The organism is Candidatus Nitrosocosmicus sp. FF01, assembly GCF_047711275.1.
GTDB lineage: Archaea > Thermoproteota > Nitrososphaeria > Nitrososphaerales > Nitrososphaeraceae > Nitrosocosmicus.
The window spans coordinates 1-12,850 of sequence record NZ_JBLNIG010000005.1; the positions used below are offsets into that span (position 1 = coordinate 1).

The following is a 12,850-nucleotide window of genomic DNA, read 5'->3' on the forward strand; positions in this document are numbered from 1 at the left end:
TACTATCGAACCTGGGGTCAGCAACGAGGGAGAAGTCGTAACAAGGTGGCCGTAGGGGAACCTGCGGCCGGATCACCTCCTTAGATATAATATTGTGTAGATTAGGGTAGCGGGTTAGAAGATTGCAAGGTCTTCTAATCTGCGAGACTATTTATACAATAATTTTATACTAACAAAATCAAATAAATAATAAATAATCCAACAATTCCTTCATTTTTCACACGTATGTTGATTGAAAAACTAACTATCAATTGCTTGATTGATCTAACGATTGATCGATTGATCGATTGAAGAACTATATATGTGCACGATTATTCTGATATTGTGACATCTGTGTAAATATCACAAAATAGTATATCATCATCATAATTATCATCTATCTGATCAATTCCTGATAAAAAAATAGTAACAGTGTCAGCAAACACAAAAAAAAGTAAGTAGGTAATAATAACAACCGGATGCAATTCTTTGTCAAAACGTCGACTGACGCGAGGAGTGAAAGAAAAAAAAGTGCGACTGACAAAGGATGAAGTTGATGTAGTAAGCGTGAGTTTACAATGATCATCGTGTATAGGAAAAACTCCAATTAAAAAAATAATAACACCATAAATACGACAATATATAATACAAGATTTCAAGATAAATTTATTCGCGTAATAACAATTTAGTACGCGGATTCTAGATTTAATGTTGATACCTTGATTTGAATATTGTACCGTAGTTGTAGTGCAAACAGCAAACAAAATATAGATTATCAAACTGACAGACAGAAATATACATACATACATACATACACTCGATAAAAAACAAGAATTAGACTTCTACCACAAGTGGAACGAACGAAATAATATAATCATCATCATTAGACTAGATCAATCAAATAAAAAAATATACTGGACTGGTGCAAAGACGCCGATTGGTGGATGACTCGGCTTGGTAAGCGATGAAGGACGTGGCAAGCTGCGATAAGCCTGGGTTAGGTGCATGCGACCGACGACCCCGGGATTTCCGAATGAGGTCTCTCTATACACTCCCTTGCTTCTTTTAGCTTGGGAGAGCGAACCGTCCGAAGTGAAGCATCTGAGTAGGACGAGGAAAAGAAATCAATTGAGATTCCGTTAGTAGCGGCGAGCGAAAGCGGAATAGCCCAAACTGAATCTGTTACGGTAACGTAATAGAGATGTGGTGTTACGGGTATGGCGTATAGGATCCTGTAATCACAGCTAAAGTGTACTGGAAAGTACCGGAATAGAGGGTGATACCCCCGTAGGCGAACGAAAGCAGGATTCTGCCATATTCAGAGTAGCTGGCCTTGGCAGTGGCCAGTGAAGATGGGTGAAAGTAGCATCCAAGGCTAAATATTCACCAAGACCGATAGAATACTAGTCCCGTGAGGGAACGTTGAAAAAGTACCCGGAAGGGGGGTTAAAAGCGCCTGAAACCAATCGGTTACAGACGTGTATGGCTCGAAAGGAATTCTAAGGTATACGTTCAGTATAAACACGGGCCAGGGAGATTGCTGTCATGGCGAGCTTAACCTTTAACAGAGGGAAGAGCAAAGGGAAACCGAATTTGCGCATTTTTTCTTTTTTTCAAAAAGAGGCAATGGATCTGAAAGGGTCTTAGTAATGGCAGTAAGGCTAGAACCGGACGATCTCGTCCTGGATAAGACGAAGGTGAGCAAAGACTCGCTGGAGGTCTGCAAGGGTCCTGACGTGCAGATCGGTCCCCTGATCTGGAATTCCGGGTCAAAAACCAATCTAGTCCGGTGATCGCTAGTTCCCACCGAAGTGATCGCAGTCCTGCCTTAGTTGAGATTGTTTATGTCCGAGCGCCAATCGGCGGTCAGGGCTTAGAAAGAGCAGCCGCCATCCATTCGAACTCCGAATGTGCAAGCGTCGTAGAAACTAGGAGGCGGGTTTATGTGGGGTAAGCCTCATAACCGAGAGGGGGACAACCCAGACTAAAGTTAAGGTCCCCAAATGTCTACTAAGTGTCAAACCAAAGGGTGTTTTCGAGCAAAGACAGCAGGAAGGTAGGCTCAGAAGCAGCCACCCTTCAAAGAGTGCGTAACAGCTCACCTGCCGAGCTCGAAAGCCCCCGAAAATGTACGGGGCTCAAGTAGACTACCAATCTTTAGACCACCGACGATGTCCGGTGCGTGGTAGGTGGGCGTAGTGTTTCGGGTAAAAGCTGGGCTGTAAAGTCCAGTGGACCGAACTGCTGGTGCAATCCTGGTGGTAGTAACAGCAAAGCCGGGTGAGAATCTCGGCGACCGCATGGGCAAGGGTTTCCCGGCAATGCGTCATCAGCCGGGGAGTTAGCCGGTCCTAAAAACAACCTCAACAGAATTGTTTGAATGGGAAACTGGTTAATATTCCAGTGCCTTGAAAGTTAGTTATACCTTTTTTGTCGCTTGGATAGGGTAAGCAGAACCGTCGTTCTGTCCAGTACTTCGAGCCTTCGAGGAGTGCCGTAATGGCGAGAATTGAGGCGAGATGCGAATCACCTTCACAAGAAGGGTTTACTTGATTCCAGGAGACAATGAGAAGCAGAAATCAGGAAGATACTTTCAGAGCCCGTACCCGAGATCCGACACTGGTGCCCTGGATGAGAAGTCTAAGGTCTATCGGGTATTACCGTATGGCAAGGGAGCTCAGCAGGATCGCTGGCATGTGCTGTCGGGTGTAAGGAGTGCCATGCAGTTTTTACGAGGAGTAGGGACTGCAGGTCGCAGTGACTAGGGGGTCCCGACTGTTTAATAAAAACACAGGTGGTCGCTAGTCCGAAAGGATGTGTATGGCCTCTGTATCCTGGCCAGTGGCGGTACCTAAAACCTGGGTTCAACTGGGCTAAGGGCCGCTAAACGCCGGGAGTAAGTCTGAGCTCTCTTAAGGTAGCCAAATGCCTTGTCGGGTAAGTTCCGACGTGCATGAATGGAACAACGAGGGCCCCGCTGTCCCTGCCTACAACCCGGTGAAGCCACATAACGGGGAGCGAAACAGTCCTCGAACCTCTTTGTCGGGGAGAGAAGACCCTGTGGAGACTTACTGCAGCCTGTTGTTGCGATATGGTTGCAAATGCAGAGAGTAGCTGGGAGCCGTTAAGGTCAGTTCTCCGGGACTGACATAGGCAAAAGTGTAACACCAGCCATTTGTTACCGTATCGCTAACCTGTTTATCAGGGACATCGGCAGGTGGGCAGTTCGGCTGGGGCGGCACCCCCTTGAAAATGTATCGAGGGGGCCCAAAGATTGGCTCAGGCGGGACAGAACTCCGCCGGTGAGGGCAAAGCCAAAAGCCAGTCTGACTGGATTCCCAATGATACGGGATTCAGAGGCGAAAGCCGGGCTTAGCGATCCATCATGTCCTCACTATTGGGGGCTGGTGGTGACAGAAAAGTTACCCTAGGGATAACAGGCTCGTCGCGGGCGAGAGCTCCCATCGACCCCGCGGTTTGGTACCTCGATGTCGGCTCTTCCCATCCTGGTTCTGCAGCAGGAGCCAAGGGTGGGGCTGCTCGCCCATTAAAGGGGAACGTGAGCTGGGTTTAGACCGTCGTGAGACAGGTCGGTCTCTGCCTGACAGGGGCGTGGTTGTCTGAGGGGAAGTTGCCCCTAGTACGAGAGGAACAGGGCAGCGCAGCCTCTGGTTTATCAGTTGTCCGACAGGGCAAGCTGAGCAGCTAAGCTGTTTAGGATAACTCCTGAAAGCATCTAAGGAGGAAGCCTTTCCCGAGAAAAGACAACCTTCCGTAAGGAGAAGGGCGGCCATAGAAGATGGCGTTGATGGAATGGAGGTGTAATTATCAAGCCTTCGGGCGAGGTATTCAGCCTGCCATCACCAATAGCCCAACGCACCTGAATCAAGTAAATCTATAAAGAGCTGGTAACAGACTACGATATGCATTCAAAAGAAGGTATCATAACTAGATCAATAATACGTTACTAAGTTGTGCGTAAAGAATAAATTTTTCTACTAGGGATCTAAACTAGTGTGCGTAGTTAGGTGATATGATTATTTTAATTGGTTTTTTTCTTATTTTGGTTACGAGAATAGTATGTTATCACTTGTTGTTGAACCCGGAGCGGATCTACCATAGATTCTATGTATACCTTTAGTAATATAAACATCTAAATAACAAATGAGATTTAAACCTCCGTTGTATTGAAAAGTATTTGTATTTCCCACAAAGAAGACGTTGATGGGATAGTTTCGGCCGCTCTATTACAAAAAGGTTTGAAAGTAAAGAATTTATTTTTGGTAGATTATCCAAATTTATTAAATTCATTGGACTATGTAATCTCTATTTGTAGTAAGGATAAGAAATTTACAAGAGTTTTCATTTGCGACGTTGGTTTGAATATGAAAAATCAGTTATTATTTTTAGAAAAGTTAAAGGTATTGATCTCAAACAATATTGAAGTGATCTATATCGATCATCATTACCTTGAACCCGAATTAGAAAATCAAATTACTGAAATTGGGATTAAATTAGTACATAACATTGGCGAATGTACATCAGTGCAGATTTATTATCTGCTTAAGAATCGTATTAGTAAAGTATTCTCATTTTTTGCCGCAGCTGGAGCATTGACCGATTATATGGAAGATCGTCCAAGGGCCCAAGTGTTGGTAAATAAGTTTGATCGAACGTTCCTGATGTTGGAAGCATGTTATCTTTCATATATTATATCAGCATCCCAAAAAGATATTGATTTTCTAAAATTAATCTCTAAGGAAATTTCAAAAGGAAAAATGCCTCATGAATTAAAAAATAGCTGCAATTTGGTTAGACAGTTCTCAGGGAAGGTAGCAAATGCTATTAGTTTGATCGAGAAACAATCAACTCATCTCAATAACATTTCCTATTTTGAACACGATCTCGATCTTTCCTCTAGTATGATTGTAAATTTTGTGTTGGGTTTGTCAGGAAAGAAGGTGGGAATTGCGTTTAAAATGAAGTCGACTATTAATTCCTACATATTATCTATAAGGGGATCAAAGGATTGTCAGATTCATTTAGGAAAGTTGGTGAATAATTTGTCAATGGATTTCGGTGGTAGTGGTGGAGGTCACGATAAGGCATGCGGAGCTGTAATACCAACGGAAGGTTTTCATAAATTTTTGCAAAGACTAGATGAATCGATCCGTTAAGATGATTTGAAAAACTCTTAAAGAGTTTTATCGTAATTAGGACAATATCTAGATGACTAAAATAGGAGAAATTTACAGGAAAGTTCATGGTCGCTTCGTAGAAAGACCTACTAATTTCAGTTGGGTTGTTCCTCAAAAACTTGCGGGGAGTGGTTTACCTTCGTCATTTGATCAGTTGACATGGCTTGCTTCAAACGGAATAAGAAGCTTGATAACCGTTAGGGAAATACCATTACCAAAAATTTGGTTTGAGAAAATAGATTCTCAATACGGGGAATTAGAAAATTACTTTTTAAAAACAGATGATTATAATGCTCCAACTGTTGATGAAATTCATCAGGTAGTTGAGTATATTGAGCAAAAAATCCATGCTAATAAACCCGTGTTAGTTCACTGTGCTGCTGGCAAAGGAAGGACTGGAACTGTCCTTGCAGCATACTTCATAAAGAACGATGGCTTAACTCCCATGGAAGCAGTTAAAAAATTAAGAGGAATGAGACCAGGTTCCATTCAATCTGAGAGACAAGAAATGGCAATAAATACATTTTATAAGTATCTCACAAGGAAATGACCTGACATTTGAAAACATACAATACTTAAATTGATATTAAATGCTTGATAAAGTGATGAATGTGTCAAGCAAAATTGATTGCAACGTTACTAATTTCAAAAAAGACTTAGGATTTTTGGAGCTAGGATTTGCTTTGTTGATAAGCTTTGTTGTTTTCAATTTGGTATTTGGAACGAATGTCTATGGTTTTACAGAATTAAGTTTAGTGGGATTTGAGATTGATAATGGATCGTCTCCCACTGCAGTCAAATCGTTTAATGAATCACAAGATAAAATGCTAAACTATGCCGATTCGTTACCTGATCTCTTTTCAAAAGTTGAGAAGTCTGTAGTTCAGATTACCGAACCAGGCAGCATTCAAAGCGTTGAACCTAATCCTTCCAGATTAGGTTCTGGATTTGTGTACGATAAGTTGGGTCATATAATTACTAATTTTCACGTTGTAGATGGCTCCAAGAATAACAAAGCATACGTAACCTTTTTGGATGGGGTATCGTACGAGGGGGAGATAATTGGGGCTGATCCATATTCTGATTTAGCCGTTGTAAAATTGTCTGGTGTGGACAAAAACATCAGTTCAAAACTTATTCCGCTAGAACTAGCAAATTCCTCAACTGTAAGGATTGGGGAAAAAGTAGTTGCAGTCGGAAATCCATTTGGGCTATCTGGATCACTTTCTGAAGGAATCATAAGTGGATTGGGTCGGTTAATGCCCGCCGGAGGACAAGATGAATCTCCTCCAAAGGAATTCGAGAATAAATTAAGTCAAATTCCATCTCCCTCCTTCTCTATACCTGATATAATTCAAACAGATGCTGCTATAAATCCTGGAAATTCAGGTGGTCCGCTAATTGATATGAATGGTAAGGTGATTGGTATCAATACTGCCATTTTTTCAAATACTGGTGTGTATTCGGGAATTGGTTTCGCAATTCCATCAAACTTTTTGATTAAGATCGTTCCTGAGTTGATTAAAAAAGGTTCATATGAGCATCCATACATTGGAATTAATGGTTTTGACATTACTCCAGAAATTGCTAAAATGCTTAAATTACCTGAAGCAATAGGATTTTTGGTCGTTAATGTTACAGATGGTAGCCCAGCCAGTCAATCAGGAATAATAGGCGGAAATCAAACAGTACAAGTTAATGGCATTCCACTAAAAATTGGAGGCGATATAATCACCCATATAGACGATAAATCAGTGAGGAAAGTTGACGATATTTTGTCCTATCTAGAGAACCACAAGACCATCGGAGAAAATGTCAATTTGACAATACTCAGGGGTCCAAACCTTGTTGAAAAAGAGATTTCAATGAATCTAACATCTAGACCTACTCACGAAAGCTATCTAAATCGGCCTGCATTAGGAATTCTCGGCTTGGATCTAACCCCGGAAATAGCCAATTTACTCAATCTTAACCATTCAGATGGCTTTCTTATCACAAGCATAATTGAAAATAGTTCTGCTTCAAAGGCCCATTTGAGAGGAGGGTATATAGTAAATGAAATTAATGGTACTCTAGTTGAATTAGGGGGCGATATAATTACCAAAATTGATAATCACTCAATTAAGACGCAAGATGATATACAAGAATATTTAAAATTGAAAAAAATTGGCGATTCAATTACCATTACTATTCTAAGGGATGGAGATTACAAGACCCTCTCACTAATTATCGAGAAAGTGAGTGAAAGTCAACGTGAACTTGAAGAGTCTATTCAAGATCCATCAGATCAAAATCCCTTATCATCTCAGTCACTTGAGCAGTTCCTAGAATCCTGTCTAAAAATACTACCAAAGGAAATATGTGATTCTATGATAATAATACGATAGACATTCTATGAACTACCATATATAAAGGGAGTAAGATTATATGATTTGAGAGTATGAAATCAAAGAATGAAGATGAATTTAATCAATTTTGTAAACAAATTATAAGTTTAGATTCATCTATAAGGTTTGCCGGCATCGCCAATGAAGATGGTGCTTTAGAATCCATTGCTGAAAGGGAAAATTTGATGCCTTTGCTGACCCCTGAGGAAAGGGCTCAATATGCCATTACAGCCGCGACTCGTCAATATACACGCTTAAGATGGGAATTTATGCTTGGAAAAATCCAATATGCAAGTTCAAAATATGAGAAATTGATCAGGGCTACGATTCCTATAACTGACGAAAATAGCACACTTTCATATGTCTTGTTGCTGTCATTTGATCCGGAAGTTTCTAATTTTCATGAGATCATTACAAAGAAAATAATACCTTTTATTAATGACAGCAAAGCTAATTTAAAAAGACTACATGGATAAAAGTTTAGGATCATTGTAATAATTCTTTTACTTTTTTGGGAACTTGATTTCGCATTCGTTCAAATACTTAAAAAGGTATGTCTTAATGGTAAATGAATTGTAATAGAGTGAAAAGCTTAAACGTGTTCTAAATAATGAGTATCTTAAGATATGCAAGTTAATCTGGTTTAATAGTCGCTCCCATTCTGACCTTGCGTGATAAAATAACGACCATAGACGTCAGGTGCTTGAGAATAAATTAAACGGGTAATATAATCATGATTGGGTATTACTCAACTTATATGGTAAACGATCAGTTCATGTCATTAAACTAATATTTCATTTTTATTTTAAATGATCAAACTTTATTTTCACACCATTCACGACAGACTGAATATTATATAGGACTGATTAATAATAACCTTGATGCCCTTTGAAAACTTGTCGGAATACATTGAAAAATTGGAAAATATTGGTGAATTACGAAGAGTTAGCACGGAGGTTGATCCTGAATTGGAGGTCGCCGAGGTAATGCGGAGAATGATGTATTCTAAAAATAGTCCAGCACTTCTATTTGAGAATGTAAAGGGATACAATATACCTATTTTAGGTAATGCATTTGGCTCAGTTAAAAGATTAGAAATTGCCCTAGAAATAAAAGATTTTTCTGAAATAGGAAATAGGATTGTTGAGTTGACAAAAATGAAAATACCTTCCGGAGTCCTAAACAAGATTCGAATGTTACCGAAATTGTCAGAAATTTCTGAATATGGCCCAAAAATAGTTGAAAATGGTCCAGTGCAAGAAATTTTTGAAACAGAAAATGCTTCATTTAACAGATTTCCTATTCTGAGATCATTTGTTAAAGATGCTGGCAGATTTATTACTTTTGGAATGACTGTTACTAGGCATCCAGACACTGGGATCAGAAATCTTGGCGTATATAGATTACAGATCATAAATGACAAGCAAGCAATAATGCATTGGCAAATACACAAGAGAGGTGCCCTACACTTTGATATTTCTAAGGAATCTAAAAATCCCATTCCAGTAGCAATAGTAATTGGATCTGACCCAGGAACGATTTTTAGTAGCATTGCCCCAGTTCCCGAAGGAATGGACAAGTTCCTATTTGCAGGAATTTCTAGGAGAAAGGGGGTTAAACTGGTCAAATGTCGAACAATTGACCTAGAGGTGCCGGCCAATGCTGAAATAGTGTTTGAAGGGACGGTGGAACCCTCGAATTTGGAACTTGAAGGACCATTTGGAGACCATACCGGATACTATACCCCACCAGATTATTTTCCAGTTTTCACATTAAAGGGGGTAATGTGCAAGAAAAAGCCTATTTATTTAACGACAGTTGTTGGGAAACCTATACTAGAGGATGCATATTTCGGAAAAGTAATCGAAAGATCTTTTTTACCATTAATACAAATGTTTCAGCCGGAAGTAGTAGATTTTTCCATGCCTCCATCGGGATGGTTTCAAGGGTTGGGGATTATATCGATTCGAAAAAGATATCCTGGTCAAGCAAAGAAAGTGATGATGGGATTATGGGGGTTGGGACAATTATCACTGACAAAGATTTTCATTGTAGTCGATCATGACGTAAATGTTCACAATATAGAAGATGTTATTTGGGCCGTAACTACCAAGTCCGATCCAAAGAGAGATACTATGATTATTGAGAACGTCCCTACCGATACTCTTGATCCAGCATCCCCTCTCCTTAATTACGGTTCCAAAATGGGAATAGATGCTACTACAAAGTGGAAGGAAGAAGGATTCTTCAGGGAAATACAAGAAGAGGTAACAGTCGATAATGAAACAAAGGATCTTGTAGACAGAAAGTGGACACAATATGGACTTGATCCAAATACCACAATATCTTAAATCTAGTTATATTAGTTTGAGATACAGAATTTATCACTTTCGTTACAATCGTTATCACAAATTGACGTAATTAATTCAGCTACTGTCATAAAGTTTACCTCTTGTATAATGATAATCTTCAAACAACGATTCTAACACAACCGATTAGTTTACAGTGGTTCATTTTGATAGTAAACTGCCTCAGATATTTGAATTGTCAAGGAAGGCTGATATCATCTGTTTTAATTCTAGTTTTCCCCAATTCACCGATAATGGGCGATAAGAAATGAAAAACTATACAAAAAAGTCTATAATATTACTTTACAAACCGTTATGAACCTTATCTCCTGATGAATCTAAACGACTGGTTTAAGAGGTTATGTTAAACCTTAAATATAAATAATTTCACAGATAGGTATTGCCGAGTATTGAAAAACCTCGTGAAATTTTTATTCGTGGGTTTGTATATACACAATATACACAATGACCGTATCCTAAATCCCTGCGGTGCCGCCACAAACTATGGTCTGGGAAACGAATTGTCCAAAAAAATTTATTACTTCGCATTTAGTGGTTTTCTTGAATTAGATGATATTGCACCTTATTTTCCTGACATGTGATCATCATAAATGACTAATATTTTCATAATTCCTGTGGTTAAATGTACTTATGTTGTCTATTCCAATGCCGGCTGAAAATCCAAATCCGTCCGTTATAGAGTTAAGTTTTATAACTTAGAATGACGTGTATGTTATATCCCGATAGATGATGTCTGACCCAGACAAAATCAAACTCAAAATGAATAGCCAACAAATGAAGAAAGTTGAAAAGTGTGAAGGCCTTGATGAAGGGACGTTTGCATTTCTTAATTGGATGAATTGTAAATCTTTTATTGGAGACGACTATGAACTTAATCCGCCTATGATATTAAAAAATATCGACTTGCCAAAAATAACTCGGGCGAAACTATATGATAGATACCTGGGAAAAGATATTATAGTCGATATAATTGATAACGTTCCACAATGTAAAAATTGCAGTTCAGATGATTGTTCGCACGTAGGCTTTATCATATGTTTAATTCAATTAATTGAAAGAGAGGGATTAGGTTCAATGGATGAATTAACAAAATAGATAAAACAAATGTTATTGTTAATCATGAGTAAACAAATCCTTTTACAATAATATTTTTATATTCAATTACCTAAAGCTTGATGATGACCGAAAATAATGAATACGTTCCAAATGTAGTTGCCTTGGAGGTTTTAGAAAAAAATGGAGTTAATGTTGAGAGATTAAAGGAATTAGTTACAAAGGGAGTGGGAGCAGAATTTACGACATACTATTATTATACTATTTTAAGAATGCATTGTACAGGTCTCGATGGCGAGGGAATTAAAGAAATAGTTGAAGATGCAAGAATTGAAGATAGAAATCATTTTGAAGCTATGGTGCCAAGACTATATGAATTAGGTGGTAGTTTGCCCCGTGATATTCGAGACTTTGCAACCCAGGCTGGGTGTCCTGATGCTTACTTGCCAGAGAACTGGAAAGACTTGACTTCTATCATTAAGGTATTGCTCGAAGCAGAACAATGTGCTATCCGTTCATGGGGAGAAGTTTGTGACATGACTGCAGGTAAGGATCCCAGAACTTATGATATCGCTCAAAGGATAATGCAAGAGGAAATTGAACACGAAGCATGGTTTATTGAGCTGTTGTCAAAAAGACCGTCTGGACACTTTAGGCGAAATTTCCCAGGCCAATCACCGTATTCCTCTGGTGCTGGAAATCTGAGCCACCTTTAATCTTTTTTTGGATAAATTACAATATATTTGTGACAAGTGAACACTTCAATCAATATTAAAACCATTTAAAGATATTAGGGAATTACTATACGATTTGGCATTGAATTTTCGGTAATATTGAAAAGAAACCTTTTATAAACCAGTCATAATTTAATGATGATTGACTTGCATTTAACGAGTAGAAGAAAGGGCGAAATTTTGATGACTATTTCAGGAATCGCACTAGCAATAGGAGCTGCGAGTATTAGTGTACCCCAAGTTGCTTATGCCGGTTTGTGTATAAGTGGTCTTGGGATTGTTTCAATGCTTTGGAGATGATCTTTCATGTTAATCTCAAAAAATAGTATTTCCATGGTAAATATTTAATAGCATAATTCGAGATTTTTCTAGTTCATATACATACTTTTCTAAAAATTTTAGGGAAACAATAATTTTATCAATATCAAGACATGTCTTGAGTATTAGTAGTCACAAAAGGAAATAATAACCTTATCAAATTTCAGACGAGCCGGAATAAGAGGAATATTTCGTTTTGAAACTTGTACCAATCAAATAGATTCAAACTCAAACAATATCAACTCCTATCACATTACTTCTTTCCTTCTGATTTGCTCTGTTCAGAGGTGTTCTTGGAATCCCAGCACTTCCTGCACATTTGTCCACTCATCTTCCAAATGGGCTTCGGGTTATATCTTATAAATCCTAATTTTTTTTGACAAGAATTACAAAAATTAATTATTTTTTCATATTCGTTACCCTTCTTAGTATAACATTCTGCGCAAAGAAGAGTGTTTGGTTGTAGATTCCACTTCCAGTTTGCCTGCACACCGTTTGCCTTTATTTCACATCTGCAAAAACTACAAACGCCGCATGTAGGGTTGGGAACCACATGAGCATCTTTACTGATTTTTTCTCCTAATTCTGAAATATTTTGAAGATTTTCAGGTGGGTTTGGTCTCTTTTTATCATTTCTGATTCGTTTTGATAAATCATTAGATTCCTCACTAATATCATGTTTTACCTGGCTGTACTTTTCAATTAATTTACGTATTGAAAACATCACATTACCTATAATCAATGAATATGATTTTTCAGGCATTTAAGGTTCGTGTTTACATAAGAATATTTATCTTTGGGGTCGCACATAT

At 38.5% G+C, this 12,850-nt stretch carries 9 protein-coding genes and 2 rRNA genes; 10 read left to right on the plus strand and 1 reads right to left on the minus strand.

Translation table 11 applies throughout. The features are described 5' to 3' along the window. The 10 genes from ACMT7R_RS13695 to ACMT7R_RS13740 form a co-directional block, all read left to right on the plus strand. Nucleotides 1–81 (plus strand): 16S ribosomal RNA (locus ACMT7R_RS13695); the annotation flags it as partial. A gap of 814 nt (nucleotides 82–895) precedes the next feature. Then, nucleotides 896–3,865 (plus strand): 23S ribosomal RNA (locus ACMT7R_RS13700). Nucleotides 3,866–4,166: 301 nt separating this feature from the next. Next, nucleotides 4,167–5,156 carry a DHHA1 domain-containing protein gene (locus tag ACMT7R_RS13705; RefSeq protein ID WP_415312522.1) on the plus strand — a complete coding sequence of 330 codons (990 nt, stop codon included), beginning with the start codon at nucleotides 4,167–4,169 and terminating at the stop codon, nucleotides 5,154–5,156. A 52-nt stretch (nucleotides 5,157–5,208) separates the two neighbouring features. After that, nucleotides 5,209–5,727 (plus strand): dual specificity protein phosphatase 23, encoded by a 519-nt coding sequence (locus ACMT7R_RS13710; protein WP_415312523.1) that lies wholly within the window; start codon nucleotides 5,209–5,211, stop codon nucleotides 5,725–5,727. Nucleotides 5,728–5,788: 61 nt separating this feature from the next. Next, on the plus strand, nucleotides 5,789–7,564 hold the full coding sequence (locus tag ACMT7R_RS13715) for a trypsin-like peptidase domain-containing protein (RefSeq protein WP_415312524.1): 1,776 nt from the start codon (nucleotides 5,789–5,791) through the stop codon (nucleotides 7,562–7,564). A 53-nt stretch (nucleotides 7,565–7,617) separates the two neighbouring features. Beyond that, nucleotides 7,618–8,040: a DUF6659 family protein gene (locus ACMT7R_RS13720; RefSeq protein WP_415312525.1), complete on the plus strand. Its 423-nt coding sequence runs from the start codon at nucleotides 7,618–7,620 to the stop codon at nucleotides 8,038–8,040. A gap of 405 nt (nucleotides 8,041–8,445) precedes the next feature. Then, nucleotides 8,446–9,915 (plus strand): menaquinone biosynthesis decarboxylase, encoded by a 1,470-nt coding sequence (locus tag ACMT7R_RS13725; RefSeq protein ID WP_415312526.1) that lies wholly within the window; start codon nucleotides 8,446–8,448, stop codon nucleotides 9,913–9,915. 744 nt (nucleotides 9,916–10,659) lie between these two features. Then, nucleotides 10,660–11,028 carry a hypothetical protein gene (locus ACMT7R_RS13730; protein ID WP_415312527.1) on the plus strand — a complete coding sequence of 123 codons (369 nt, stop codon included), beginning with the start codon at nucleotides 10,660–10,662 and terminating at the stop codon, nucleotides 11,026–11,028. A gap of 83 nt (nucleotides 11,029–11,111) precedes the next feature. Next, the gene (gene dps, locus ACMT7R_RS13735; protein ID WP_148687977.1) at nucleotides 11,112–11,702 is read left to right on the plus strand and encodes a DNA protection during starvation protein; all 591 of its coding nucleotides are present in this window, start codon (nucleotides 11,112–11,114) and stop codon (nucleotides 11,700–11,702) included. Between the two features lie 165 nt (nucleotides 11,703–11,867). Next, nucleotides 11,868–12,020, plus strand: coding sequence for a hypothetical protein (locus tag ACMT7R_RS13740; protein WP_415312528.1), 153 nt, complete (start codon nucleotides 11,868–11,870; stop codon nucleotides 12,018–12,020). 271 nt (nucleotides 12,021–12,291) lie between these two features. Here ACMT7R_RS13740 and ACMT7R_RS13745 read toward each other — a convergent pair whose 3' ends face one another. Continuing rightward, a complete protein-coding gene (locus ACMT7R_RS13745) occupies nucleotides 12,292–12,801 on the minus strand; it encodes a hypothetical protein (protein WP_415312529.1) in 510 nt (169 codons plus the stop codon). Nucleotides 12,802–12,850 lie beyond the last annotated feature (49 nt).

What these genes read in the sequence shown, in the direction of transcription:
- ACMT7R_RS13710 (WP_415312523.1), top strand. Translation starts at nt 5,209, where the DNA reads ATGACTAAAATAGGAGAAATTTACAGGAAAGTTCATGGTCGCTTCGTA.
- ACMT7R_RS13720 (WP_415312525.1), top strand. Translation starts at nt 7,618, where the DNA reads ATGAAATCAAAGAATGAAGATGAATTTAATCAATTTTGTAAACAAATT.
- ACMT7R_RS13725 (WP_415312526.1), top strand. Translation starts at nt 8,446, where the DNA reads ATGCCCTTTGAAAACTTGTCGGAATACATTGAAAAATTGGAAAATATT.
- ACMT7R_RS13730 (WP_415312527.1), top strand. Translation starts at nt 10,660, where the DNA reads ATGATGTCTGACCCAGACAAAATCAAACTCAAAATGAATAGCCAACAA.
- dps (WP_148687977.1), top strand. Translation starts at nt 11,112, where the DNA reads ATGACCGAAAATAATGAATACGTTCCAAATGTAGTTGCCTTGGAGGTT.
- ACMT7R_RS13745 (WP_415312529.1), bottom strand. Translation starts at nt 12,801, where the DNA reads ATGCCTGAAAAATCATATTCATTGATTATAGGTAATGTGATGTTTTCA.